At 70.2% G+C, this 26,392-nt stretch carries 23 protein-coding genes and 1 pseudogene; 4 read left to right on the forward strand and 20 right to left on the reverse strand.

Annotation, left to right across the window (positions count from 1 at the left end):
* Positions 1–10 precede the first annotated feature (10 nt).
* From bcsA to GGR66_RS12235, 9 genes are all read right to left on the reverse strand, one after another.
* Positions 11–2,161 (reverse strand): UDP-forming cellulose synthase catalytic subunit, encoded by a 2,151-nt coding sequence (bcsA, locus tag GGR66_RS12195; protein ID WP_184448397.1) that lies wholly within the window; start codon positions 2,159–2,161, stop codon positions 11–13.
* A gap of 95 nt (positions 2,162–2,256) precedes the next feature.
* Positions 2,257–2,649 carry a hypothetical protein gene (locus tag GGR66_RS12200; RefSeq protein ID WP_184448398.1) on the reverse strand — a complete coding sequence of 131 codons (393 nt, stop codon included), beginning with the start codon at positions 2,647–2,649 and terminating at the stop codon, positions 2,257–2,259.
* A gap of 47 nt (positions 2,650–2,696) precedes the next feature.
* Complete coding sequence (locus GGR66_RS12205; RefSeq protein ID WP_184448399.1) at positions 2,697–3,155, reverse strand: hypothetical protein; 459 nt, start codon at positions 3,153–3,155, stop codon at positions 2,697–2,699.
* Positions 3,156–3,373: 218 nt separating this feature from the next.
* Entirely contained in the window at positions 3,374–4,558 is a 1,185-nt protein-coding gene (gene pncB / locus GGR66_RS12210; RefSeq protein WP_160970667.1) for a nicotinate phosphoribosyltransferase, read from the reverse strand.
* Positions 4,559–4,631: 73 nt separating this feature from the next.
* Positions 4,632–5,597: a glycosidase-like protein gene (locus GGR66_RS12215; RefSeq protein WP_160970708.1), complete on the reverse strand. Its 966-nt coding sequence runs from the start codon at positions 5,595–5,597 to the stop codon at positions 4,632–4,634.
* On the reverse strand, positions 5,588–7,102 hold the full coding sequence (locus GGR66_RS12220; protein WP_184448400.1) for a hypothetical protein: 1,515 nt from the start codon (positions 7,100–7,102) through the stop codon (positions 5,588–5,590). The genes GGR66_RS12215 and GGR66_RS12220 overlap by 10 nt, the downstream gene beginning before the upstream one ends.
* Positions 7,050–8,942 (reverse strand): glycosyltransferase family 2 protein, encoded by a 1,893-nt coding sequence (locus GGR66_RS12225; protein ID WP_317845397.1) that lies wholly within the window; start codon positions 8,940–8,942, stop codon positions 7,050–7,052. The genes GGR66_RS12220 and GGR66_RS12225 overlap by 53 nt, the downstream gene beginning before the upstream one ends.
* A 41-nt stretch (positions 8,943–8,983) precedes the next feature.
* The gene (locus GGR66_RS12230) at positions 8,984–9,871 is read right to left on the reverse strand and encodes a hypothetical protein (protein ID WP_255421672.1); all 888 of its coding nucleotides are present in this window, start codon (positions 9,869–9,871) and stop codon (positions 8,984–8,986) included.
* 216 nt (positions 9,872–10,087) lie between these two features.
* Positions 10,088–10,933, reverse strand: coding sequence for a glycosyltransferase family 2 protein (locus GGR66_RS12235; RefSeq protein WP_184448403.1), 846 nt, complete (start codon positions 10,931–10,933; stop codon positions 10,088–10,090).
* A gap of 431 nt (positions 10,934–11,364) precedes the next feature.
* Here GGR66_RS12235 and GGR66_RS12240 point away from each other — a divergent pair, with 431 nt between their 5' ends.
* From GGR66_RS12240 to GGR66_RS12255, 4 genes are all read left to right on the forward strand, one after another.
* Positions 11,365–12,516: a phosphotransferase gene (locus tag GGR66_RS12240; RefSeq protein ID WP_160970677.1), complete on the forward strand. Its 1,152-nt coding sequence runs from the start codon at positions 11,365–11,367 to the stop codon at positions 12,514–12,516.
* Positions 12,517–12,608: 92 nt separating this feature from the next.
* The gene (locus tag GGR66_RS12245; RefSeq protein ID WP_184448404.1) at positions 12,609–14,789 is read left to right on the forward strand and encodes a TonB-dependent siderophore receptor; all 2,181 of its coding nucleotides are present in this window, start codon (positions 12,609–12,611) and stop codon (positions 14,787–14,789) included.
* A 406-nt stretch (positions 14,790–15,195) separates the two neighbouring features.
* Positions 15,196–15,768: a nicotinamide riboside transporter PnuC gene (gene pnuC / locus GGR66_RS12250; protein ID WP_184448405.1), complete on the forward strand. Its 573-nt coding sequence runs from the start codon at positions 15,196–15,198 to the stop codon at positions 15,766–15,768.
* A gap of 164 nt (positions 15,769–15,932) precedes the next feature.
* Positions 15,933–16,664: a UTRA domain-containing protein gene (locus tag GGR66_RS12255; RefSeq protein ID WP_184448406.1), complete on the forward strand. Its 732-nt coding sequence runs from the start codon at positions 15,933–15,935 to the stop codon at positions 16,662–16,664.
* Positions 16,665–16,737: 73 nt separating this feature from the next.
* Here GGR66_RS12255 and GGR66_RS12260 read toward each other — a convergent pair whose 3' ends face one another.
* The 11 genes and pseudogenes from GGR66_RS12260 to GGR66_RS12310 all read right to left on the reverse strand — a co-directional run bounded on the left by GGR66_RS12260 (position 16,738) and on the right by GGR66_RS12310 (position 26,336).
* Entirely contained in the window at positions 16,738–17,196 is a 459-nt protein-coding gene (locus GGR66_RS12260) for a hypothetical protein (protein WP_184448407.1), read from the reverse strand.
* Positions 17,189–18,022: a glycosyltransferase gene (locus GGR66_RS12265; RefSeq protein WP_184448496.1), complete on the reverse strand. Its 834-nt coding sequence runs from the start codon at positions 18,020–18,022 to the stop codon at positions 17,189–17,191. Before GGR66_RS12265 ends, GGR66_RS12260 begins: the two co-directional genes overlap by 8 nt.
* Positions 18,023–18,068: 46 nt before the next feature.
* Positions 18,069–18,722, reverse strand: a complete 654-nt coding sequence (locus GGR66_RS12270) for a hypothetical protein (protein WP_184448408.1) — start codon at positions 18,720–18,722, stop codon at positions 18,069–18,071.
* 243 nt (positions 18,723–18,965) lie between these two features.
* Entirely contained in the window at positions 18,966–21,266 is a 2,301-nt protein-coding gene (gene gspD / locus GGR66_RS12275) for a type II secretion system secretin GspD (protein ID WP_184448409.1), read from the reverse strand.
* 11 nt (positions 21,267–21,277) lie between these two features.
* Positions 21,278–22,057, reverse strand: a complete 780-nt coding sequence (xpsN, locus tag GGR66_RS12280; RefSeq protein ID WP_184448410.1) for a type II secretion system protein XpsN — start codon at positions 22,055–22,057, stop codon at positions 21,278–21,280.
* A gap of 169 nt (positions 22,058–22,226) precedes the next feature.
* Positions 22,227–22,868 (reverse strand): annotated as a pseudogene (gene gspM / locus GGR66_RS12285) (type II secretion system protein GspM); the annotation flags it as partial.
* Positions 22,849–23,973 carry a PilN domain-containing protein gene (locus tag GGR66_RS12290; protein WP_184448412.1) on the reverse strand — a complete coding sequence of 375 codons (1,125 nt, stop codon included), beginning with the start codon at positions 23,971–23,973 and terminating at the stop codon, positions 22,849–22,851. The gene GGR66_RS12290 and the pseudogene gspM, both read right to left, overlap by 20 nt.
* Positions 23,970–24,827 (reverse strand): type II secretion system protein GspK, encoded by an 858-nt coding sequence (locus tag GGR66_RS12295; protein WP_160970282.1) that lies wholly within the window; start codon positions 24,825–24,827, stop codon positions 23,970–23,972. Before GGR66_RS12295 ends, GGR66_RS12290 begins: the two co-directional genes overlap by 4 nt.
* Positions 24,824–25,477 carry a type II secretion system protein J gene (locus GGR66_RS12300; RefSeq protein WP_160970280.1) on the reverse strand — a complete coding sequence of 218 codons (654 nt, stop codon included), beginning with the start codon at positions 25,475–25,477 and terminating at the stop codon, positions 24,824–24,826. The genes GGR66_RS12295 and GGR66_RS12300 overlap by 4 nt, the downstream gene beginning before the upstream one ends.
* A complete protein-coding gene (locus tag GGR66_RS12305) occupies positions 25,474–25,890 on the reverse strand; it encodes a prepilin-type N-terminal cleavage/methylation domain-containing protein (protein ID WP_184448413.1) in 417 nt (138 codons plus the stop codon). Before GGR66_RS12305 ends, GGR66_RS12300 begins: the two co-directional genes overlap by 4 nt.
* Entirely contained in the window at positions 25,887–26,336 is a 450-nt protein-coding gene (locus tag GGR66_RS12310; protein WP_039726527.1) for a GspH/FimT family pseudopilin, read from the reverse strand. Before GGR66_RS12310 ends, GGR66_RS12305 begins: the two co-directional genes overlap by 4 nt.
* Between the last annotated feature and the right edge of the window lie 56 nt (positions 26,337–26,392).

Below are 26,392 nucleotides of genomic sequence, written 5' to 3' on the forward strand. Positions count from 1 at the left end.
GGACGACGACTCACGGCGCAGCCTCCTCGCCGGCGGTACGGCCGCGCCAGCCGCTGCGCGCGCTGCTGGCGACGTGCTGACCGAGACGCCGGAAACCGCGCACGCTGGCAGCGAACACGCGCCCCAGCGACACCCAGAAGCGATCGCGGTCGTGGCGGCCCCACTGCGACACCCAGATGTCGGCGCGGGCGAAGGTGCAGGCCACCAGCCAGCGCTCCTGTTCGATCGACATCGGCCGGAACTGGATGCTGATCTCGCCGTCGCGGTCGTGGCGCACCATCGCCGGCAGGCGCTTGGAACTGCCGCGCTGCGGCAGCGCGATCTCCACCGGCATATCCGGCTCCACCGGCACCGGCTCGAGCAGGCGCAACGCCATGCCGCCGGTGGAGAAGTTGACGGTGCGGCAGGCCAGTTCGCGGCCATCGGCCAGATGCAAGGTGGCCGGGATGTCCAGCGGCACGCGGTGCGAACGGCGCACCTGCCGCATCTCGCTGGCGGTGGCGATGGTGGCGCCGAGCAGCAGCACGTTGTAGGCGGTCCAGGCCAGGTTGAACCAGATGGTCTGCGCCTCGCCGCCGGCCTGCACGCTGAGCAGGCGCATCACCCCGGCGACCACGCCGGCCAGGTTGAGCACCAGCAGGAACAGGTAGGGCTTGGCGATCTGCCCGTCGAAATAGCTGCGCGGCACCAGGCCGCCCTTGGGGGTGACGTTGAACTTGCCGAGCTTGGGATTGAACAGCGCCACCAGCGTCGGGCGCAGGATGTACCAGGCCAGGGTGGTCTCGTAGACCTCGTTCCACAGCAGGTGGCGGAACTTGCCCTGGGTGCGCAGGTTGGTCAGGTTGGCCTGCAGGATGTGCGGCAGCGCGTAGGCCAGGATCATCAGCGCCGAGGCGTGGATCACGTGCGCGCCGAAGAACAGGAAGGCCAGCGGCGCGGTGAGGTAGACGATGCGCGGCAGCCCGTAGAAGAAGTGCAGCATCGCGTTGGCGTAGCACAGCCGCTGCGACAGGCGCAGGCCCTTGCCCAGCAGCGGGTTGTCCAGCCGCGCGATCTGCGCCATGCCGCGCGCCCAGCGGATGCGCTGGGCGACGTGGCCGGACAGGCTTTCGGTGGCCAGGCCGGCGGCCTGCGGCACCGCGATGTAGGCGCTGCGGTAGCCGCGGCGGTGCAGCTTCAGCGCGGTGTGCGCGTCCTCGGTGACGGTCTCCACCGCCACCCCGCCCACTTCTTCCAGCGGCTTGCGCTTGATCACCGTGCACGAACCGCAGAAGAAGGTGGCGTCCCACTGGTCGTTGCCGTCCTGCAGCAGGCCGTAGAACAGTTCGCCTTCGTTGGGCACCTTGCCGTGGTTGCCGAGATTGCGCTCGAACGGATCGGCCGAGAAGAAGTAGTGCGGCATCTGCACCACCGCCAGCTTGGCGTCGCGCAGGAACCAGCCCATCGCCACCTGCAGGAACGAGCGCGTGGGGATGTGGTCGCAGTCGAAGATCGCCACATACTCGCCGCTGGACTTCTTCAGCGCAGCGTTGATGTTGCCGGCCTTAGCGTGGAGGTTGTTGGTGCGGGTGACGTAGTGGATGCCGGCCTGCGCGCAGAACGCGCGGAACTCCTCGCGGCGGCCGTCGTCGAGCAGGTAGATGTTGAGCTTGTCGGCCGGCCAGTCCATCACGCTGGCGGCGAGGATGGTCGAGCGCACCACCGACAGCGGTTCGTTGTAGGTGGGGATGAACAGATCGACGCTGGGCCATTCGCGCTGGTCGGCCGGCAGCGGCAGCGGCCGCCGGTTCAGCGGCCACAGCACCTGGAAGTAGCCCAGCGTCAGGATCACGAATGCGTACAGCTCGGCCAGCAGCAGGCCCAGGCCCAGGCTCAGGTCGACCGGGCTGCTCATGCCCACGGTCTGGGTCAGGCGCCACCAGATGTAGCGCGAGGACACCGCCAGCGACAGCGCCATCATCACCAGGATCGCCAGGCGGCTGCCACTGCGCCGCAGCAGCATGGCCGCGGCGAACACCACCAGCGAGAACAGCAGTTGCTGCGGCACATCCATCGGGATGGCGACGACGAAGACCAGCAACACGGCGCCCAGCAGCCACAGCGACCAGTTGGCCAGGACATGCAGCGGGCGCGCGGCATGCGACGCGGAGGCAGCGCTCATCGGCGGTTCCTAAAAGGGGGAGGAGGCCGGCGCGTGGTCTTCCCCACCACGCGGCGACGGCAAACAGGTGCGGCGCCCGCAGGCGCCGCGCGACATCAACGATTCAAGAAGCGCTTGAGCGGACCGCCCGGCGCCGGCACGGCGGCCTCGCGGCCGGCCTCGAGCAGGCGCTGGAACAACTGCTGCAGCGGCGTGCCGGTGGCGGCGCCGGCGGCAGCAGCCGGTGCAGGTGCGGCAGGCGTGAGCGGCAACGGTGCAGCCGGGGACAGCGCGGCCGGCCTGGCCTCGATCGCGGCGCGTACCACCGACAGCACCGGCGCCGGTGCGGCGGGTGCTGGCGGCGGCGTGGCGGCAGCCGGCTCGGCGGCGCTGAGCCGGTCGGCGGAAAAATCCTGGTAGGCGGTGGCGCCGCTACTGCCGAGCTTGGCGAACAGGCTGGAGACGTCGTCGCCGGTTTCGGCACCCGTCTGCTTGGACTTTTTGGACATGACTCCCCTCATGACGATCAAAAAAAGTTCGGTGCGTCGCGCCGCGCTCAGCCGACCCGGGCCAGCACCAGGCGGCGCAGGTCTTCGTTCGCGGACGACAACGCACGCACGCCCAATCCGGCCGACATGCCGACCTGCACGAACCAGGCCTGGTACACCCCTTCCAGGAAGCCGTCGGCGCCGGCGGCCTGCCCGGCCAGGCCGATATGCAGCGGCGAACCGGCGTGCAGCAGGTCGACGCGGTCGGCATGTTCCTCGAACCGCGCATAGCCCCATTCCAGCCGGTCCCAGACGCGATTGGCCGCGTCCTCCAGCTCCTGCAGGGTGGCGCAGGCACCGACCGGATGTTCGGCGGCGAAGCGACGGCCGATGCGCGCCATCAGCAGCGCCAGATCCTCGGGGCCCAACTCCGCGGCGAACTCCTCCGCCAACGCGCGCAGGAAGCCCCGCCACTGCCGCGAACAGGCCTGGGTGCGGTAATGGGTCGGCAACGCGTGAGCGCTCATCGGGAAGTCTCTGGCCAGGGACGGAACGACAACGGCGTAGCGGCTGTAGCGCCTGGGCGGCCCATCCTGACCGTCACTATTGCGACACAGTTCTCACTTTCCCGTGCAGTGTATCTCACTCTTTCTTCACCGCAAAGCCCTGTTGCACCGAACGGCGACTCCTGCCCGGCCGCCCCGGCGACCGCTGCCGCATCGGCACCGGCAGGGTCATTGCAGGCTCAGGGCTGGTCCTCGGCCGGCACCTGGAACACCTGCCGCAGGTAGGCCAGATAGGCCGGGTCGTCGCACAGGGTCTTGCCGGGCGAGTCGCTGAGCTTGGCCACCGGCTGGCCGTTGCAGCGAACCATCTTGATCACGATCTGCAACGGCACCAGGCCCAGGTCGTTGGTCAGGTGCGTGCCGACGCCGAACGCGAGCATGCAGCGCTCGCGGAAATGCGCGTACAGCCGCATCACTTTGTCGATGTCCAGGCCGTCGCTGAACACCAGGATCTTGCTGCGCGGGTCCACCCGATGCTGCTGCAGGTGCGCCAGCACGCGCTCGCCCCACTCGAACGGATCGCCGGAATCGTGGCGCATGCCGTCGAACAGCTTGCAGAAATACAGATCGAAATCGCGCAGGAACGCGTCCAGGCCGACCACGTCCGACAACGCGATGCCGAGATCGCCGCGGTACTCGCGCGCCCACGATTCCAGCGCCGCCGCCTGCGAGTCGCGCAAGCGCGGCCCCAGCGCCTGGAACGCCTGCAGATACTCGTGCGCCATCGTGCCCAGCGGCGTCAGGCCGTAGCGGCGGGCGAAGTACACATTGCTGGTGCCGACGAACTGCTGGCCCAGGGTCTGCTGCAGCACCGGCAGCAGTTCGCCGTGCCACGCCCGCGAATAGCGACGCCGGGTGCCGTAGTCGGCGATGGCGCAGCCGTCGTAGCCCGGGGTGTCGCGCAGCAGCGCGATCTTGGCCTGCAGGCGGCGCAGGCCTTCGGCATGGTCGGCGCCGCCGGCGTTGCGGAACCACACCTCGTTGACGATCGCCAGCAGCGGCACCTCGAACAGGATGGTGTGCAGCCACGGCCCGCGGATGCGCAGCTCGATCTCGCCGGGCACGCTGGTCGAGGCCTGTAACTGCAGGTACTTGCGATCCAGGTGGAACAGCGCCAGGAAATCGACGAAGTCCGGCTTGATGAAACGCATCGCGCGCAGGTAGTCCAGCTCGTCGGCGCGGAAGCGCAGCGCGCACAGCGCGTCGATCTCCGCCGAGATCTGCGGCAGGTACTGCGCCAGGTCGATGCCCGGGGTGCGGCACTTGAAGCGGTACTCCACCTGCGCGCCGGGGTGCTGATGCAGCACCGCCTGCATCATGGTGAATTTGTAGAGGTCGGTGTCCAGCAACGAGTCGATGATCATCGCGCGATTATGCGCCCGCTGCGTTGCCAGTCCGTTGTCGCCGGTTGCGCGCGTCGCAATGCGGCCGCACACCTCAACGCTTGAGTACCGCCTGCGCCGGCTTGTGCTGCACGGTGAAATCGCTGTCGCGGGCGCCGCCGGCGCCCGGATCGGTGTACCAGCACCACAGTGCGATGCCGGCGATGCGCGGCTGCGCGTCGAGTACATCGCGCCACTCGCGCAGCACCTGCGCCTGCAGCGCGGTGTCGACTTCGGCGCTGCGCTGCTCCGGGCTTTCCCACGGCGCGGCGAGGCTGCCGCGCGCCGAGCGCAAGCCGAGTTCGGCCACCCACACCGGGCGGCCGCTGCGTTCGCCCAGCGCCTGCACCCGCGCCGCCGCCGCATGCATCTGCGCGCGCCGCTGCGCCGGCGCCGCGGCCAGCGCCGGGTACAGGCTGGTACCGACAAAATCGAAACGGTCCCAATAGCCGAAGCGCTCGGCCTGCTCCAGGCCGTCGGCGACGTAGCCGATCGGGCCGCGATAGACCTGGCGCACCGCCGCCAGCAGCGCCGGCCACTGCGGCGCATCCTGCAACTGGCGCAGTTCGGTGCCGACGATCAGCGCGCTGGCGCGCTCTTCGGCGGCGACCTGGGCCAGTTGCAGCAGCGCGCGCCGGTAGGCGGCGAACCAGGCGTCGCGATCGGCCGGCGCGGCCTCGCCGGCCCAGTGCCCGGGAATCCACAGATGCACCTTCAGCACCGGCTGCAGGCCGGCCGCACGCATCTGCCGCAATCCGGCGCGGATCAGCGCAGGACTGCTGTCACTGCCCAACACCGGCGCCGAGGACTGCGGCGACGCCTGCCAGACGAAGGCGACCAGCAGCGCGCGCGAGGCGCCGGCATCGGCCAGCTGCTGCAGCGACTGCTGTGCCGCGTTGCTGCCCCACGGCGCGCTGGGCGACACCTTGACGTTGGCACCCATCCACGGCGGTGCGGGCGCCGCACTGCAGCCGCCGGCGCTCAGCGCCAGCAGCAAGGCGGCCAGCAATCTCACGGCAATCGGCGCCATACCCGGTAGATGCCCTGGTGGTAGACCAGACTGTAGCCCGGCAGGCCCTGTTGCCATAGCTGCGGGAAGCGCCGGTTGAGGCTGTCGAGGGCACCGGTCTGGCTGGCCGGGTCGCTCACCACCACCTGCGCCGGCATCTGCCGCGGATCGACCAGCGCCTGCTTGAAGCGCGGATCGAACGGCAGGACCAGTTGCTTGGCGTCGCCGCGGGCAACGATCACCGGATAGCTGGCGCGATCGTCGAGCAGGGTCGGCAACCGCGCCTCGGCCAGCCACGCCCCCAACTGCGCGGCGTCGGCATGGCGCGGCGCTGCCGGCGCCTGCAGCGCGGCGATCCAGTCGCGGGTGGTGGAGGTGGCGGTGCGGGCGATCACCCAGCCGCTGGACACCGCGCCGGCCAGCAGCAACGCCAGGCCCAGCCAGCGCAGGTCGCGGCGCAGGTCGCCCAGCACCAGCGCCACCGGCACCAGCAGCAGGGCCAGGAAGTCCAGCGGCTGCGCAGTGAAGCGCGCCCAGGTGGCCAGCGTGCCGGCGCCGATCACCGTGGCGGTGGCGGCCAGCACGCTGCGCCAGGTGTCGCCGGTGCGGGTGTGGCGCAGCAGCAGCAACAGCGGCGCGCTGACCATCCCGGCCAGCAGCAGCCACAGCGGCGGCCACCACGGCTGCGCCGCGGCCTGCTGCAGCCACGGCTGCAGCGCCGCCTGCGCATAGATGCCGCGGAAGGCGGAATTGGCGTCGCGCACGAACAGCAGCGGGTCGCCGAAGAACATGTAGTTGAGGTACATCCAGGCCGCCACCGCGAACAGGAACGGCAGGTAGCACACCAGGTAGAAGGCCAGCGGCGCCTGCCGCATCAGGCGCGGCGGCGCGATCAGGAACAGCCACGGCGCCAGCCCCACCGCCAGGAAGCAGGCGCGCTCGTCGACGAAGAACAGCAGGCACAGGCTCGCGGCCAGCCGCAGGTAGGCGAAGGCTTCCGGATCGTCGCGGAAGTGGCGCAGCGCGCGCGCGGCCACGTAGAACACCAGCAGGCCCAGGCCCTGGTTGTTGCCGGACAGGGTCGGCCACAGGAAGAACGGCTGGATCACCAGCCCGGCGCTCAGCGCCCAGGCCCAGCCGCGGCCCAGCCCGGCGGCGATGTCGCGCCACAGCAGGGTCACCAGAGTCGCCCCGGCCAGCACGTCGACCAGGTATGGCAGCAGCGGCGTGGACAGCCCCGGCAGGCCGCCGATCAGCACGCCCAGGTACAGCGAGGCCTGCGCGTACAGGAAGCCCAGGTACTCGATGCGGAAGCCGGCCGCGTCGCGCAACAGCAGCAGCTTGGCGTACTGCGCCATCGCGTCGTCGCTCATGTAGCCGTGCGCGAGCAGCCGGTGGCACAGCAGCGCCAGCAGCGCCGCGGTGCACACGAACACCGCGGTGCCGCGCGCGCGGCGCGGCGCGTCAGTCGTCGAGCGCGGCGCGGCGCTCTTCGGCCATGTGCTTGCTGATGCCATGGGTGGTCTTTTCCCAGTAGAACGGGTTGCGGATGAGCTGCCACAGGCCCTTGTAGGCGGCGATGGACTGCAGCAGCCAGTACAGCGGCACGGTCAGCGCGTAAGGCGCCAGGCGGAAGTAGTCGCGCTTGAACGCCGCCACCAGGGTCATGTAGATCAGGAAGCCGTTGCCGAGCAGCAGGTTGAGCAGGCTCAGGTACAGCAGCGCCGGCGGGAAGAACGGATCGAAGAACTTCGACCCGACCGCCAGCCACAGCCCGTAGCTGAGCCACATCAGCGGCGCGGCCAGCGCGGTGAAGAAGGTGCCGCCGACGAACAGCTGGAAGCCCCAGAACCCGCGCGCGCCGGTGGAGCGGTACAACTGCAGCGGGTTGCGCATGTGCACCAGCCACGTCTGCATGTAACCCTTGAGCCAGCGCGAGCGCTGCCGGATCCAGTTGGGGATGCTGACGTTGGCTTCCTCGAACGTGGTCGAGTTGACCACGCTGACGCGGTAGCCCTGCTGGGTCAGGCGCACGCCCAGGTCGGCGTCCTCGGTGACGTTGTACGGATCCCAGGCGTGGACCTTGCGCAGGATGTCCAGGCGGAAGTGGTTGGAGGTGCCGCCGAGCGGGATCGGGATGCGCAGGGTCTCCAGCGCCGGCAGGTAGAAGTCGAACCACAACGTGTATTCCAGCGTGAACATGCGCGTGAGCCAGTTCTCGTCGGCGTTGTAGTAGTTCAGCCGCGCCTGGATGCAGGCCACGTCGGCCGGCGATTTGCGGAACGCGGCGACCACGCGCTTGAGCTGGTCGGGCTCCGGCTTGTCCTCGGCGTCGTAGATGGTGAGCATCTGCCCGCGGGCGAAGCGCAGCGCGTAGTTGCAGGCCTTGGGCTTGGTCTTGGGCTGCGACGGCGGCACCCGGATGATCTCGAAGAACGCCTCCAGGCCCAGCGCCTTGGCCGCCTCGATGGTCTCGGTGTCGTCGGCCTCCAGCACCAGCTTCACGTCCAGCTTGGAGGTGGGGTAGTCGAGCCGGCGCAGCGCGTTGGCCAGGATCGGCAGCACGTCCGGTTCCTTGTACATCGGCACCAGCACCGTGTAGACCGGCAGGTCCTCGTCGCCGAGCGCGGCCACTTCCTCGTCGCTGACCTTGATGTCGATGCGGCGCCGCGCGCCGCGCCAGGCCAGCACCAGCTTCAGCCCGAAGGTGGCCAGGAACGCCACCGCGATCAGCGTGTTGAGCGCGATCAGCGTGACCAGCGGCCACAGCGCCAGCGCCGCGGCCAGCACCACGGTCAGCGCCACCAGGAAGGCGGACTGCGCGCGGGTGATCACCTGCCGCGCCGAATGCTCCGGCGCGTGTTCGGCCAGCAGGTTCAGCGCGTCGTGGGTGAGCTGCGCGTCGGCGTGCTGCTGCAGGCTCCAGACGATGTCGAACTTGGAGGTGCCGACGAAACGCACCTGCTCGCCGTAGGTGGCGCGCGCCCAGGCGAAGATCTCCGGGCCGGGATCGGCCACCGCCAGCACGAGTTGGCCGTCCTCCTCGCGCCACGGCAGCACCAGGCGCTGCGCGTAGTCGGCCAGCCGCTCCGGCTGGAACAGCGCCGGGTCGATCGGCTGCTTGAGCAGATTGACGAAGTTCAGCCCGAAATGCTGCGCCAGCACGGTGTAGAAGCGCAGCGGCGCGACCCCGCGCTGGGCCAGCACCACGTCGCCCAGGCGCGAGCGCCAGCGCGCCTGCAGGGCCAGCGCGTTCTGCAGCAGCGGCGGGTCGATCACCCCCGCGGCGACCAAGGCCTCGCCGATCGGCAACTGAAGGCCGCCCTCGGTCGCAAGCCGCCCGAGCCGGCCGGGCACGCTCGCCTCGGCGGCGGCGCTGTCGTGTTCGCCGGACACGGTTAGAACCGCCACCAGGCGGCGACGAACGGGCCGCCCGCGCCGCCGGTGTTGCGCCCGGCCACCGGCTGCTGGTAGCCGAGCTGCAGCTGCGTGCCACCGGGCAGCGTGTACAGCACCGAGGCCTGCAGCTTGCTGAAATCGAAGTTGTTGCCGCGGATCGGCGTGTTGTCGCCGGGCGCGTAGATCCGGTTCGGCCCCTTGCCGTTGCCCAGGCTCTGGATCACGTTGAACTCCCCGATCAGCATCCAGCGCGGCGCCAGCGCCACGCCGCTGGACAGGTCCAGCCGCGCCTCGTCGGAGGCATCGCCGCCGCGCAGGCGCACCGCCGTGCCCAGATCGACATAACCGTCGTGCTCGCCCAGCCGGTAGCCGCGGCCGACGCTGTAGCGCAGCTCGGCGCCGTAGTCGCCCTGGCCCAGCGCCGGCCGTTCACCGTCGCGCTGGCGCGCGTAGCCGGGGACCAGTGCCAGCACCTGCAGCGCGCCCTGCCAGGGACCGTCGCGGCCGTCCGGGTCGAACCGGTAGCGCAGGCCGATTTCCTGATCCGACCAGCCGCTACTGTGGCGATCGCCATAGCCGCTGTCGTTGCGGTAGCCGACCTTGCTGAAATAGAAGTTGCCGACCAGGGTCAGGTCCGAAGTCAGCGCGTATTCGCCGTAGAGATTGAGCTGGTCCTGGCGGCTGCGCCCGGCATCGGGGAAGTTGCCGGACTGGCCGTGGCTGTTGAACACCGCGCCGCCATCGGTGTGGCTGGCCTTGAGGATCACCAGCCCGTGGCCGGCCTCGTCGACCCAGGCACTGGCGTAGCAGGGACCGGCGGCCAGCGCGAGCAGCGCCAGCGCCAGCCGCGCGCGGCGCGCGGGCGTGGCGCTGCCGGGAGCAGGCATGGGCATAGCGGGCGCGCAAGCGCGCGCGCGGGTGCGCGGACGCACGCCATCGAAATCATGCATGGTTGAGTTCCTGGTGGGGGTCCCCGAACCGGAAAAGCAGACGCGGCCCAGGGAGGAAATCGGCGGAACACGCCATTTGTTAAGTGACGCACTTCCCAATATAGCGAATTTATGTTGCTATGCCGCACGCGCGCGCAACGCGGCCGATTTCGTTCAGCCTGGGCGGCGCCAGCACAGCCGGGCGAAGGTGACCCAGGCATGCAGCCAGATCACCGCCCACACTGCCACCCGCACCGGCCAGGCCCGGGTCGGTGCCTCGAACTTGCGGAAGTAGCGCCACAGGCCGCGGTGCTTGTGCCACTCGACGAACCACGGCCGCTTGCGGCTGGACACGCCGCGTACGTGCAGCACGCGCAGGGTGTTCAGCACCGCCACCGTGGCCCCGGCCTGGCGCGCGCGGCGGCACAGGTCCAGGTCCTCGGCATGCAGCCGGTAACCGGCGTCCCAACCGCCAATGCGCGCGAACAGCGCACGCGGCAACAGCATCAGCGCACCGGACAACGCCGGTACCGGCTGCAGCGGCTGCGCCGGGTCGGCCGCCAGCGCCAGCCGCGAGCCGGCCAGCGGATGCCGCAGCATCGCCGCGAAGTCCGGATCGCGGCGCCGCACCGCGGCGTCGGCGCGGCCGTGCTCGTCGACCTGCTCCACGCCCAGCAGCGCCTCGCCGAGCGCGGCGGCCTGCGCGCGCAGTTGGGCCAGGGTGTCGGGCTCGACCATCAGGTCGGGATTGACGAAGGCCAGCCACGGCGCGTCGCTGGCCGCGGCGCCCTGGTTGCAGGCGGTGGCGAAGCCGGGGTTGTCGGGATTGGCGATGAAGCGCACCCGCGCATCGTCCAGCGCATGCCGTTGCACCACCGCCAGGGTGTCGTCGCGCGAGGCGTTGTCGATCACCCGGATCTGCGCCACTTCGGCCGCCGCGCGCAACCGCTGCAGACAGGCATCGATGGTGCTGCCGCTCTCGTAGGTCACCACCACCACGGCTATCTGCTGTTCGCTCATCCGCCAATTATCCCGCATGTCTCCCGTATGCGCCGCCCGCCACGCGCGCGGCGGGCATGGCGGCGGCGGCGATTGCCGCGCATACTCTGCGCCCGTGCGCTGCGCGGCCGCCTGCGGCCCCGCGCGTGCGGGAGACGGAGCGATCCGTGCCCTCTCCTTCGCCCAGTGCAGATGCCGGTCAGCGTTGTTTCCTGTCCCAGGCTGCCGCCCCACCCCGCACACCGCGCGCGCCACCTGAGCCCGCGCGCATGCCGAGATGCCGGCGGCGCCACCGTCCCCGCTCCCGATCGCGCGACCGGGCCCTCCGCCAGGCCTCCCCGCTCCTGGTCTAGACCAACCATCCGCGAAAGCCGCGCCGCAGCGCATTGCATGCCCGGCATGCAGCCGCCAACGTGGCGCACTGGGTCGCGCCGACGCCACGAGGCGCGCGCATGAGCGCCCGCCACCAGATGCACGGCATGGGCACGCAGACCGTCGTGGCCGACTGGCCGCCGCTGTCCGACGGCGAGGTGGAGGCGCTGCTGCAGCAGTACCCCGTGCCCGGTCGCCTGCGCGCCCTGCGCTGGCACAGTCCGCGTCCGTTCTCGGCGGCGGCGGAGGTCGAGACCACCGCGGGCACGCTGTTCGTCAAGCGCCACCATCGCCGCGTGCGCGACCTGCACGCGCTCGGCGAAGAGCACGCCTTCATCGCCCACCTGCGCGCGCGCGGCATGCCGGTGCCGGAGGTGCTGCGCGACCGCGACGGCGCCAGCGCGGTGCGGCGCGGCCACTGGACCTACGAAGTGCTGCGCGCCGGCGAGGGCGAGGACCGCTACCGCGAGGCGATGTCGTGGACGCCGTTCGCCGACACCGCCCATGCCGCCGCAGCCGGCCGCGCGCTGGCCGCGCTGCACCGCGCCGCCGCCAGTTACGCGGCGCCGCCGCGCACCACCACTGTGCTGGTCGCCAACCTGCGCCTGTTCGTCCAGCCGCAGCCGTTGCAGGCGCTGCAACACGACCTGGCGCGGCGCCCGGCGCTGGCGGCGTGGCTGCAGCAACGCGACTGGCAGGACGACCTGCGCGCGCACCTGCTGCCCTGGCACGCGCAGGCCTGGCCGCTGCTGCAGACACCGCCGCCGGCGCTGTGGACGCACGGCGACTGGCATGCCTCCAACCTGCTGTGGCGCGGCCATGGCCCGGCCAGCACGGTCAGCGCAGTGTTCGATTTCGGCCTGACCGACCGCACCTTCGCCCTGTTCGACCTGGCCACCGCGATCGAACGCAACCTGATCCCGTGGCTGCAATTGGACGACGGCGGCAGCGCGGTCGCCGACCTCGACCAGCTCGACGCGCTGCTGCAGGGTTACGCCTCGCTGCTGCCGCTGGACGCGGCGCAACTGCGCTTGCTGACTGCGCTGCTGCCGCTGGTGCATGCCGATTTCGCACTCAGCGAGATCGAGTACTTCGCCGGCATTACCGGCTCGGATGCGCACGCCGAGATCGCCTACCGCCGCTACCTGCTCGGCCACGCCGCCTGGTATGGCGAGGACGAGGGCCAGCGCCTGCTGCGACATCTGCAGCGGCGCGCCGCGGCCGCGCCATGAACCGCCGTCTCGACACCGTCACGCCTGTCGTCCGCGCACTGCGCGGGCGTGCCGCTTCCCTCTTTCGTTTCGTTTGCCCGAGGTCGTCCCGCATGCTTCCCACCCGCCGCTTCCCCGCCCCGCACGCTCTCACGCTGGCGCTGGCCATCGCGCTGCCGCTGCCGGCCCTGGCCGCCGACGCAGCGCCGGCATCCGCCGCGACGCAGACCCCGGTCGACCTGGACGCCGTCAACGTGCAGGGCCGCCAGCCGCACAACCGCAGCAGCCTGAGCGGCTACGGCGATGCACCGCTGCTGGATACGCCGATGGCCATCGACACGATCGACCGCACCCAGCTGTCCGACCGCCAGGTGCGCGTGCTCAGCGAGGTGCTGCGCGCCGACGCCGCGGTCGGCGACAGCTACGCGCCGATCGGCTACTACGAGAACTTCCTGGTCCGCGGCTATTCGCTCGACGCGGCCAACAGCTACCGCATCAACGGCCTGACCATCGCCGGCGAACAGAACGTGGCGCTGGAGAACAAGGAGCAGGTGCAGGTGCTCAAGGGCCTGTCCGGGGTGCTGTCCGGCATCACCACCCCGGCCGGGGTGATCGACTACCAGACCAAGCGTCCGCAGCACGTGCGCAGCCTGGTGCTGAGCGGCGACGACGACGGCAGCCGCGGCGCGGCGGTGGACCTGGGCGACTGGTTCGGCAGCGAGCGCCAGTTCGGCCTGCGCGTCAACGCCGCGCACGAGACGCTGCGCAGCTATGTCGACCACGCCGACGGCCACCGCAACTTCCTGTCGCTGGCCGCCGACTGGAACATCGATCCGCAATCGACCCTGCAGTTGGACGTGGAATACCAGGACCGCCAGCAGCGCTCGGTGCCGGGCTACCAATTGCTCGGCGGCACGCAGTTGCCGAGCGGGGTGTCCGTGCATCGCCTGCTCGCCTACCAGCCGTGGTCCAAGCCGGTCGGCATCGAGGCGCTGAATGCACAGGTGCGCTACGAGTACCGCTTCAGCGACGCCTGGAACGTACACGTCGCCGCATCGCATAGCCGCGCGCTGATCGACGATTACTCCAGCTTCGCCTGGGGCTGCTACGGCGCGGCCAGCTGCGCTGGCGACGCGGTGCCCAACTACTTCAGCCGCGAAGGCGACTACGACATCTACGACTACCGCAGCCCGGCCGACAGCCGCCGCAACGACGAACTGCAGGCGATCGCCAGCGGCAGCGCCAGCACTGGCGTGCTGCAGCACCAGTTCCAGGTCGGGGTCGACTATCTGCATCGCACCATCGACCGCCACGGCTCGATCAATGAAATGATCGGCAGCGGCAACATCGACGCCGATCCGCCGCTGCTGGCGCCGGCAGACGCCGTGCTCGGCCCCAAGCGTCGGCGCCTGGACAGCGAACAGACTGCCCTGCTGGCCAGCGACCGCATCGGCATCGGCGATGCCTGGCAGCTGCTGCTGGGCGCGCGCCAGGTGCGCTACGACGAACGCGCCTGGGACCGCGACGGCAACCTGACCCGGCAAACGCGCCGCTCGGTGCTGCTGCCGCAGGCGGCGCTGCTGTTCAAGGTGCAACCGTCGCTGTCGCTGTACGCCAGCTTCGCCAAGGGCCTGGCCCCGGGCGGCACCGCGCCGTGGTTCGCCAGCAACGCCGACAGCATCTTCGCCCCCACCAGCGCCTACCAGCGCGAGGCCGGCATGAAGTACGAGCGCGACGGCGTGACCCTGGGCGCGGCGCTGTTCGACATGCGCCAAGCCAACCAGTACGCGCAGCCGCAGGCCGACGGCAGTTTTCTGTTCGTGCAGCAGGGCCGCCTGCACAACCGCGGCATCGAACTGTCCGCCGCCGGCACGCTGGGCGCCGGGCTGCACCTGCAGGCCAGCGTCGCCGGCATCCGCGCGCGCGCCGAGGGCACCGGCACACCGAGTGACGAAGGCCACCAGGCACTGAACGTGCCGCGGTTGCGCGCCAGCGCCCAGGCCAGCTGGGACGTGCCCGGCGTCAGTGGCCTGGCGTTGCTGGGCGGCGCGCAGTACAGCGGCGCCAAGTACGCCGACCGCAGCGGCCAGGTCGCCGTCGGCGGCTACAGCGTCTACAACCTGGGCGCCCGCTACGCCACCCGACTGGGCACGGTGCCCACCACACTGCGGCTGAGCGTGGACAACCTCACCGACAAGCGCTACTGGCGCGACGTCGGCGCCTACGAAGGCGACGACTATCTGTTCCTCGGCGCGCCGCGGACTGCGCGGCTGGCGTTGCAGTTCGATTTTTGAAGGGCCGGGATTGGGGAATCGGGATTGGGGATTGGTAAAAGCCGAAGCTAGATGCGGATGCGTCACTGGTGTGGGAGCGGCTTCAGCCGCGACGCGCTGCCGCTGACCGGTCGCGGCTGAAGCCGCTCGTGCAACACCCACGATCCCATGCGTTTGCGAGATGTCCTGATTCAGATGCCTTGATCCACGATGACGTCATTCACCATCCCCTCTTCGAACGCCAACTGGGCTGAGGGCCGTTGTAGGAGCGGCTTCAGCCGCGACGGGCTTTCCCGGTAACGCCTATCGCGGCTAAAGCCGCTCCTACAAAAACGAGCGCAATGCTGCGCGCTCGCGCACCCCCTCCAATCCCGAATCCCCAATCCCCAATCCCCACTCCCCACTCCCCAATCCCGGCCTCCCACCCATGTCCCCCCTCGAACTCCTCGCCGTGCTGATCAACGTGTTGGGCGTATGGCTGACCGCGCGGCGGGTGCGCTGGTGCTGGCCGGTCAACGTGGTCGCGGTACTGCTCTACGCGTGGCTGTTCTATCAGTGGAAGCTGTACTCGGACATGCTGCTGCAGGGCCTGTACGTGGTGCTGCAGGGCTACGGCTGGTGGCGCTGGAGCAAGGGACTCGGCGACGACGGCAAGGTCCAGGTCGGGTCGCTGCCGTGGGGGGAAGCCGTGCGTTCGCTGCTGGCCGGCGCCGCCGGCGCGGCGCTGTTGGGTTGGTGGATGCACCGGCACACTGATGCCGCGCTGCCATGGCTGGACGCGGCGCTGTCGGCGTTCAGCGTGGTCGCCAGCGTCTGGGCCGCACGCAAGCGCATCGCCAACTGGGGCCTGTGGATCGTGCTGGACTGCGTCTACGTCGGCGTGTTTCTTTACAAGGGGCTGTATCCCACCGCCGCGCTATACGCCGGGTTCGTGGTGCTGGCGGTGTACGGCTTGCGGCTGTGGCAGGCGGATCTGCGCCGTGCACAATCCCTCGCCTGACGCGCCGCTCCCTTTTCGCTGGCTAGAGGCACAGCGCGCGCCTGCGTCAGGTCGGGTGCGAACGGCGCGCAGGAACCGCACGAGCCTGCGATGCTCACGCATCGTCCGCGTGCCGGCCAGAAGGTAGTCTTGTCAGCCACGCTTCACCACGCCCTGGACTTCGCATGAGCTTCGCCACCACCGCCGGCTTCGCCCAGCGCATTGCCGATGCGCTGCTGGCGCGCATCGCCGCTGGCGAATGGCGTGCCGACCAACGCCTGCCGGTGGAGCGCGAACTGGCCGCGCTGTTCGGCTGCACCCGCATCACCTTGCGCGAGGCCCTGCAGCAACTCGAATCGGACGGGCACATCTACCGCGAGAACCGTCGCGGCTGGTTCGTCAGCGCGCCGCGGGTGCGCCACGACCCCAACAGCATCGCCGGCTTCATGCAGTACGTGGCGGCACAGGGCGGCGTGCCGCGCACCGAACTGCTCGCCGCGCAGTGCCAGCCGGCCGGCCCGGCGCTCGCCCGGCACCTGCACCTGGACGATCCCGCGGCCGAGGTGTTCGTGCTGCGGCGCCGGCGCTGGATCGGGCGCCGCGCGGTGCTGCTGGAGACCAACGCGATCCTAGCGGCGTGGGCGCCGCGCCTGCTCGACCACGACCTGGCCGGCTCGCTGAGCGCGGTACTGACCCAACGCCTGGGCTTGCGGCAGGCGCGCAGCCGGCTGTCGATGTATCCGGCCACGCTCGATGCCGAGCAGGCCGCGTTGCTGCAGTCCACCGCCGGCACGCCTTGCTTCCGCCTGCAACGCGTCAGCTACGCCGCCGACGGCCGCGCCGTGGAATTCGACATCGAGTCCTGGCGCCACGACGTGCTGGAAGTGTCGGTGGATGTGTACGCGCCGCCGGAGTGAGGCTGACTCTGCATATCGCCGCGCAGACGCGCTGCCAGGAGTGGCTTGTATGGCCATCTGGGTCGCTCCCGCGTCACCACCAGAACCACAGGCGAAGATCGCCCCTGCCGATGCAATAGTCTCCCCGCCCCTTCGGGATGCCGTCGATCCCGTCTCGCAGGGCTGCAAGCCAGACCGCGCCAATGTCGAGTGCAGCCGGCGCTAGATCCGCTGGAAACGACCACAGATCATCGGTTGTCGAGAAGGTGAGGCGCAGCTTCTCCGGAGCAACCCACGCAGCGCGACCGCGCCGATTGTTTGGAACGGCAAGCTCGACCTTAGTGGGTGCTGTGATCGCGATAGCACGTGAACCGTCGCCATCGGTGACCAACGCATCAAGCAAGGCCAGCAGGGACTGGCATCCATCTGGATCTGCGCTGAGATGCCAGCCGGGGTAATTGCGCTCGTTCTCGAGATAGCGCCACAGCGAGATGCGGCCGGATTGCGTCCAACAATGCGCACGCCGCAGGTCGGGCGGCGCCAGGCTACGCATCGAACAGCGCGCGTTGCGGATCCGGCGGCGGCAGGTTGTCGTACAGGCGCTGCAACTCCTCGCGGCAGGCGCGCAGCGGATCGTGCATCAGGAACCCGGCCAGGCGCGCGTGCCAGGCGGGCCAGCGCGTGGCCAGCGCGTCCATGTCGCCGTCGGCGGCGCGGCCCTCGCCGCTGCTCGCGACATGCGCGGTCTCGCACAGCACGTTGCGCCAGCCGAGCCCGGCCATGCGCAGCGACAGGTCAGTCAGCGCCGCATACCAGGAACCGTAGCTGCTGGCGTCCAGGCCACCGGCGCGTTGCCGCGCCACCCCGCGCAGCACCACCGCATGGCACACCGCCGACGGCAGTTCCGGATGCAGCGGTGGCAAGGCCGCGCAGGCCCGCGCCAGGCGCTCGGGATCCTCGGGCAGCGGATTGATCTCGCCCAGCCGCGGCCACGCGCAGGCTTCGCCGGCATTGCTCCACGGCGTGGCGCTGGCGATGGCCGCATCGCGCGCCAGGCAGGCGCTCAACTGCAGCAACCAGCCCGGCCCGGGCTGCGCATCGGCAGCCAGCACCGCCACGTCGGCGTCGCCGCAGGCGCGCAGCATCTCGTCCACATGCGCGACCTCGCCGAGCATGCGCGGCCGCCGCGTGTAGTCGGCCTGCAGGCGCGTGCGCGCCAGCCAGGCCTCGATCACCCGCATGCCGCGCGGGCCGGCCTGCGCATCGTCGGCCAGCCACACCCGGGTGCCGGCCGGCGTGTTCGCCTCCAGTGCGCCCAGGCAGGCGTCCAGCGCGACGTCGTCGACGCCGACCGCCAGCAGCACGATAGGCAGGTCTATACAGACACCTGCAAGCCCGGGATCAAGCGCATATTCTGCCCATCACTCAATTCACGAAAAAATTATCGACATACACCATAGAAGGCACATTCTGCACTTCGCCCAAGTTGGTTACATAGTTCGATGTGTAGCCCGATATCGTGACCGTCACTTGCTTCCCGGCGTACTTCGACATGTCTATATTGCTCACCTGCCTGAACCTCGGACACGACTGTGTCACGGAACAGCTTTGCTGCTCCTGGTTTCTACCGCTGTAAGAAGCCAGGGACTCCGTCGCTCCTGTGGCCAAATCCTTGATCGTGACGTACAGGTATCCCGTCTCAAAAGTACGTGGAGTCGATGCGGGCTGGAAGATATCCCCGATCTTGTAGGCAAAGCTCAGTTTCGCCGCTACGGGAACGACGAAGGTCTGGGACACGCGCCCACACAGATTATTCGCTCCCACGTCTCCTCTATAGTCGAACGACACGACCGCCACATAACCATCGGCCGGACTCTCTGTGGCACCACCCAATCTCGCCCCACCCTGAGTGTAAGTCGCGTTCGCGCAACTCGAAAAAGCACCGGACTTGCCGAATGCGGCTTCCCATACCCAAGGCTGACCAGGCCTATTGAACGCTCCGTTCACTACTTGAGCATGCGCACTTAAAGGCAACACGCCGGAAACAGCAAAAAGCAGAAGAGCGCATTCTTTACGCATAAAAACTCCTGTAATTCATCTTGCTCGCCACTGAAACAGGACATTACATCAGACTGGATATCCACAGACTCCGTTGAAAGGCAGAAAAGGTGAGATCCTAGCGGCAGATCAAAATTGAGCCTCGCAACAGCAAAGATCGCACTCCACCATGCCTGACCGCATCCACATAAGATACTTGATCGGTTAGCGACTTGATCGTGTGCGCGGCCTGCGTTTCAGCAAGCCGCACACAGGAGTGTCCGCTTACTTCTTGCCGCGTGCCGGCAGCGGCTTCATGGCCTCGAATTTCTGCCCGTATTCGTCGGTGAGATTGCGCGCTTCCTGCGGGTTGCGCACGATCGTCGGGGTCAGCAGTACGATCACTTCGTTGCGGCTCTTGTCCTGGGTCTTCTGTCCGAACAGCGCACCGACCACCGGCAGCTTGCTCAGGTAGGGCACACCGTTGCTGCCGTCGGTGGTGCTGTCGCTGATCAGGCCGGCGAGCATGATGGTGTCGCCGCTCTGCACCGCGGCCTCGGTCTTGACCCGACGGGTGTTGATCGGGACGTTGCAGGCGGTGCTGGTGCCAGCGCTGGTGCCGCAATTTGTCGGCGCCGCACCGGGCGAGCTGACCTCCTGCACGATGTCCAGGAACACCATTCCGTCCTTGGTCACCCGCGGGCGCACCTTCAGGATCACGCCGGTGTCGATGTAGTTAACCGAGGAGTAGGTAGTGCCGGTGCCCAGGCCGGTGTCGACGCTGACCGAATTGATCGGAATGCGTGTACCCACATTGAGCGTCGCCTCGGCGTTGTTGCGCACAAACACCGATGGCGTCTGCAGCAGCTTGACGTTGGTGATCTGATCCAGCGCCGTGATCACCGCTGCGGCGTTCCTGCCTAGGAAAGTCCAGCCCAGGCCGCTGCTGCCGGTGATCTTACCGGCGATATCGCCCCAGATCTTGCGGCCCTGCGCACTGGGCAAGCCTGCTCCCGGTCCGAGACCGGTGGAATTGGACACGTTGGAATCGGCAGAGGCGTTGACCGAATTCTCGAAGAACCAGTTGACGCCATACTGCAACTTGCCGGTCAGGTTGACCTCGGCCACCTGCGCCTCGATGTGCACCTGCATCGGCATCACGTCGAGCTTCTCGACTATGTCGCGGATCGAGCGCCAGGCCTGCGGGGTCGAGCGCACCAGCAGGGTGTTGGTTTCCTCCACCGCCGACACGCCGACCTTGTCGCCCTGCACTTCCAGGGTCACGCTGCCGTTGCCGGCAGTGCGCGGCGACAGCTGCAGGCTGCCGTTGCCGAGGCCGCCGCTGCTGCTGCCGGAAGAACTGCTGCCGCCGCCCAGGCTGTCGCTGCTGCCACCCAGGCTCCCGCCCAAGCTGCCGCCGCCCAGGCCGCTGCTGTCGCTGCCGTTGAAGCCGCCCAGGCCGCCGCCGTTCAACTGGCTCATCTGCGAGCCCGGCATCAGCGAGGCGTTGGAATCGCCGCGGTTGCCGCCGCCGGCGCCGAACACTTCGGCAAGACGATCGGCCAGGTCCTTGGCCTTGATGTACTTGAGTTCGTAGGAGAACAGCCGCGCGCCGCCGCCGGCGCTGTCGATGCGGTCCAGCCACTCCTGGATCTGGTCCAGGTAGCGCGCCTGCGGGGTGATCACCAGCACCGCGTTGGCGTTCTCCAGCGGCATGAAGCGGAACATGCCGGCGCTGGGAGTCTTGCTGTTCTCGCCGAACACCTTCTCCAGGTCGGCCGCGACCTGCTCGGCCTTGCCCGACTGGATCGGGAACACGCCCACCGACATGCCCGACAGCCAGTCGACGTCGAAGATCTGCACGGTGCGCAGGTAGTTCTCCAGCTCGGCGCGGGTGCCGCCCAGGGTGATGACGTTGCGCGAGCCGTCGATGCCGACGATGGCGTTCGGTCGCGCGTACGGCTCCAGCACCTTCTTCATCTCGCTGGCGGAGATGTATTTCAGCGGCACCACGCGCACCTCGAAGCCGCGCGCGTTGGCCGGCGAGGCGGTGCTCGGTGCCACCGTACCGGCCAGGGCCTGGTCGGCGGGGACGATGTTGTAGCGGCCGCCGCTGTAGACCATGCGCGCGTTGTTCCAACCCAGCACCATCTCCAGCAGGTTCAGCGCCTGCGCCGGCGACACCGGCTTGGGCGTGGCCAGGGTCACCGTGCCCTGCACGCCCGGCGCGATCACGTAGTTCTGCCCGAGCATGTCGCCGAGGATGGCCTTGACCACCGCCTGCAGCGATTCGCCCTCGAAGTTGAAGGTGGCGCTGCCGCTGCTGGCGTTGCCCAGCGACGGTGCCGGCGCGGCGGCGGCCGCGGAATTGATCATGGTGCCGCTGCCGCGGCGGATCACCGGCGTGGCGCGCTCGGGCAAGGCATTGGGATCGGCCGGGCCGCCCTCGCCGTCGTTCTGGGTGCTGCCGGCCGCGCCGACCTGGGGATTGATCGCGGCGCCGCGACGGACGTCCGGCGAGGGCGTGGTGGCGCAGCCGGCCACCAGGCCGATGGCGAGGAACAGGGAAAACAGACGCGGCGTCATGCGATCACTCTTCAAGGGTTCTGACCTGAGGGGTTGTTCTGGCGCTGTTGCTGCAATTGCCGGCGCCGCGCTTCGATCCGCTCGCGGATGGCCTGCAGCTGCTCCGACGAGGGAGCCGGCGACGACGGCGCGGGTGCGCTCGGGGTCGGTGCCTGGTTCGGCACCGGGTTGGGGGCGGACTGGGTCGGCGGGCGCGGCGCGGTGGCGTTGGACTGGCCGTTGGGCGCGGACGCAGGCGGCGGCATCTGCCCTTGCCCGGCAGCCGTGCGCCCGGCCTGCCCGAGCACGGTCGGCGGTTGCCCGCCCTTGCCGTCGAACACCTTCAACTCCAGGGTCTGGGTGCCGCCGCTACCGCTGACCGTGGCCTGGCGCGGCGCCAACGACAGCAGCCGCCAGCCCTGCACCGCGGCGCCGCCTTCCTGCAGGCGCAGCGATTCGCCCTGCTCGGTGGTCAGCGTCGCCATCTTGAAGCCGTCGGTGAGCAGCACGCCGGTCAGGCGTACGTTGGGTGCGGCGGACTGGCCGCTGTCGGCGCTGAGGAAGAACGGATGCGGGCGGCGGTCCTCGGCGAACACCGGGCGCGCGGCGATCTCCCCGTACTGAGAGAAATCGCCCAGGCGCTGCGTGCTCGCCGCGGGCAGGCCCGGCAGCCGCTGCAGCATGGACGGATCGTCGGGCAGGGGCGCCACGCGCTCGCCGAGCCCGCCCAGGCCCAAGGCCCAGACCAGCAGCCCCCACAGCGCCAGCGTGCCCAGCCACACGGTGCGCAGGCCCATCGCTTCAATTCGCATGGCGGCCCTCCACCTGTTGCGGCAGGTCCGCCGGGGCGGTATTCGCAGCGCCGGGCGTGCCCGGCAGGTTGGTCGCGCTGGGCGCGGCCTGCGGCGCTGGCGCGGCAGCCGGCTCGCTCGGCCCGGCACCGGCGGAACCGCCAGCGTTCATCACCGGTGTGGCCGCGGCGGGTGCCGCCGCTGCAGCCGGGTCCGGCGTGGCGGACGCCGGCGGCGCCGGCATCGCGTTCGGGCGCAGGTAGCCGGCCAGTTCGAAAGCCACGTCCAGGCCGTTGCCGCTCTCGCCCGGCGAGAGCTGGTAGCGCTGCGCCATCACGTTGAGGTTGTCGACGAACAGCGCCGGCGTGCCGCTCTCCAGCGCATGCAGCACGGCGGCCAGTTCCGGCGTGCCGCAGCGCAGGCGCACCTGCACCGCGACGCGGGTGAAGCGGTCGCTGCGATTGTCGGCGGCCAGCGGCGAGCGGTTGCTGATCGCGCAGCTGCGGTTGCCGGGGCTGGCCGTGGCCACCGCGCTTTCCAGGCGCTGCACCAAGCCGGCCGAGGCCAGCTCGGCCGATGTCTCGCGCAAGAAGCCCGGGCGCGTGGCCAGTTCGCGCTGCGCCTGCTGCAGCCGTTGCGCCACCTGCGGCGCCTGCTGCAGCTGCATGCGCACGCGCAGTTCGCGCTGGCGCAGTTCCTGGATCTGCGTATCGACCTCGCGCATCGGCACGGTCCACCACGGGTGCACCAGCACCAGGTAGCCCAGCGCCAGCGCCGCCAGCAGCAGCCCCAGCGCCAGCCAGCGGTCGCGCTTATCGACCTGCACCGGCATCGGCGGCCTCCTTGCGCTTGGTCCCGGCCAGTTCGGCGGTGAGGGTGAAACGGTCGCGGTGGCTGCCCGGGTCGGCCTGCAGTACGCCGGTCAGCGACGGCGTGCGCCACAGCGGCGAGCCTTCCAGGCGCCCGACCAGCGACGAGGCTTCGCTGCTGAGGCCGATCAACTGCAACTGGTTGCCCTCGATCGAGAACTTCTCCAGATAGGTGCCCTCCGGCAGGCGCTTGCTCAGTTCGTTCCAGACCTCCACCGAGGCCGGGCGCTCGGCGCGCAACTGGTCGAAGAATGCGGCACCTTCGACCAGGTCGATCAGTTGCTGGCGCTGCGCGGCGACGGCGCGCGCGCGCTGCGCCCCGCTGTCCACCTGCGTGCGCAGGTGCTCCAGCGCGTCGCGGCGGTTGTCCAGCAGCTGCCAGCCGGCGGCGCACAGCGCCAGCAACGCGGTGACGGCGAGGATCGCGTTCCAGCGCCGCATCGGGTCGGCGCGGCGGTGGCGCTGTTCCTGCGGCAGCAGGTTCACCCCCAGCGGCGCGCCAGCGCTGCCGGCGACGTCGATGCCGGCCAGGGTCGGGCGCAGCGCGCCAGCGCTGGCCTGCAGGTCGTCCAGCACGCGGCGCGGCGCCACCACCAGTTCGGCGTCGAGCTGGGCGTCGTCGCGGCGGCCCTCGGCGCGCACGTCGTAGATCACCTGGTCGGCCTGGAACGGGGTCTGCCGGTCGATCTCGAACTTCACCACCTCGCGCAGGTGCTCGGCCGCCGCCGCCGGCAGCCGTAACCGGCGCTGCAGTGCCGCCTCGGCCGGCAACAGCCACACCCGCGGCAACGCCGCCAGGCGCGGCCCCAGCAATGCCTCCAGTTCGTCGGGCAGCAGCGGCCACGGCAGCGCCAGCGGCGCGCCCAGTTCGGACTCGACCTGCCGCGCCAGCATCAGCTGCTCGCCCTCGCGCCACAGCAGCAGCCGCGCCTGCGACCAGCCCAGTTGCAGCTGCCAGCGCGGCGGCAGCCACGCCATCAGCGAGCGCTGCCACCAGGCCAGCAGCCCGCCCGCACCGGGGGCGATGCGTACGCCAAGTTTGTCCATCGTGTCGCGCCACGCCGTCATCGCACCGTCGTTCCTTCTTCCCAACGCAACACAGTGTAGGCGGAGCCCGGCAGCGCCGACGAGCCTGGGCGCACCACCGCACGCAACACGCCCTCGCGGCCATTGCCCAGCCGCGCCCGGCTTTCGATGCTGTAGGTGCCGCCACCGCCCATGCCGACCATGCCGAGCTGGGTCTGGTCGGTGCGTTCGCGCTGCGCCAGCACCTGCTGCGCGTCCAGGCCGAGCGCGGTCAGCACCGGCCCCGGCGCGAAGTCCGGCGTTGGCCGCGACACGCCGCCGTACAGGGTCAGGTTGGGCAGCAGCTTGGCGTACAGCTCCGGGTCCATCCCCAGTACCAACTGCAGCTCGGCCAGGCTTTCGAACGGCGCATCCTTGGCGCCATAGGGCAGGCCGGCCGCGGCATAGTCCGGGTCCTCGGCGCCGTTGGGCTGGGTCAGGTTGTCCGGGTCGCGCCAGTCCACGATCGCCGCGGCGATGCGCTCGGCGCGCTGCGGATCCTCGCCGACCGCGCGCACCAGCGCCGCCAGCAGTTGTGCATCGGCCATGTTCAAATCGACCTTGCCGCTCTCGTCGGTGACCCGCAGGTCTACCGTGGCGCCTTCGTACTGCCAACGGTAGCGGCGTCCGTCGGCGCGCCAGCCCGGTTGGGTGGGCGTGCCGGCGAGCCGGGTCAGCGCGTATTCCAGGCCTGCGCGGGCGCGCTCCTGCGCCTCGGCGCCGTCGCCGAGCACCTTGCCCTGCAGGTTCTCGGTGCGCGCGGTCAGCGCGAAGGCTCCGATCAGGGCGGTCAGCAGCGCGATCAGCCACAGCACCAGCACCAGGGCGGCGCCGCGGTCGCGACGTGCCGCGCTCATTGCCGCATCTCCGCGCCGCCGGCCTGGCGCAGCGCCACCACCAGCGGCGGCCATGCCGTGCCGTCGCCGCTGCGCAGTTCGATCGAGACCAGCAGCGGCAGCGTGTCGGTGCGCTCCCAGCGCTCCTGCCAGGGGCCGATGGTGCCGCGCTCCGGGTCCAGGCCGCGATAGCGGAAGCGCACCTCGCGCAGGTCGCGCGCCAGCGGCTCGGGCGGACGCGGCGGGGTCTCGGCCAGTTGCTTGCCGGCCTGCACCTGCACCAGCGCGATCGCCAGTTGCCGATGATCGCCGTCGCCACTGACCCGCAGGTCGTGCAGATAGGGACCGCCGCGGCCGAGGTACTCGGGCAGATCGGCGACGAACTGCATGCGCTGCGGTTCGCCGACGAAGCGCACCGGCTGCAGGGTGTGCGTGTCGATGTCCAGTGGCAGCGACTGCGCGCCGCTCAGGCGCCGGCGCAGGAAACCCTCGACCGCGCGCATGCGTTCGCTGCGCCCGGCGATCGCTTCGCCGCGGCCGCTGATCGCCATCGCCGAGCGCAGCGTGGCGAAGGCCAGGGTCAGGCCGCCGACCAGCAGCACCGTGGCCAGCAGCACTTCGATCAGGGTGAAGCCGCGCGCAGTGGCGCGGTGCGGCGCGCGCGCGTTCATTGCGGCACCCCGTTGCCTTGCGGGGCGACCAGGCGCAGGGTCTTCCACTGCAGTGCCTGCGCCGGCGTATCGCCCCAGCGCACCTGCAGGGTCAACTGCAGCAAGGTCGGCGCGCCGGGCGTCACCGCGGCATCGGGCGGCCGCCGCGGGTCGGCGTAGGGCGCCACGTCCAGGGTCCAGCGGTAGCGGCCCTCGTCCAGCGTGCCCTGGCTGCGCCCCGGCTGCAGCGGCTGCTCCACGCCCTGCGCCGCCAGCAGCGATTGCGCATACAGGGTGGCGCGGCTCAGTTGGTCGGCGCGCTGCACCTGGCGCGCGGCACCGGACAGCGAGCCCAACAGCAGGGTCAGCGCCAGCGCCAACAGCGCGAACGCCACGATCACCTCGATCAGGGTGTAGCCGCGCTGGCGGTTCATGGGCCCGCCTGGTCCGGTGCACGCCCGACCGTGACCTCGCCGGTCAGCCAGGTCACATCCACGCGCCAGCGCGCCTGGCGCGCCTGCAGGTCGATGCGCCCGCCGGTGGAGGCGCCGTCCTCGAAGAACTGGATCGCGCCCTCGCCGTCGCGGCGCTGCGCCTGGCGCGCACCGGTGAAGCGAATCGTCAGCGACGGCGGGATCTCGCCGTGGCGGCCGTTGGGCGCCTGCCAGCGGTGCGCCTGCGGATCGATCAGGAAGCGCTGCGGCTGGCCGCTGGCGATCGCCTGGGTGCGGGTGTAGCGCAGTTGCGAGGCGATCTCCTTGGCCGCCGAGCGCAGGCGCATGCCGTCGATGCCGCCGGTCAGCACCGAGGCCGCCAGCAGCGCGGCGATCGCGATCAGGCCCACCACCAGCAGCATCTCCAGCAGCGACACGCCGCGCATGCGCGCACGCGCAGCCGGCGCGCACGCCGGCGCGCCGAAGCGCAGCGCGCCGGCAG

This window comes from Xanthomonas sp. 3498 (assembly GCF_014199795.1).
Lineage (GTDB): Bacteria > Pseudomonadota > Gammaproteobacteria > Xanthomonadales > Xanthomonadaceae > Xanthomonas_A > Xanthomonas_A rydalmerensis.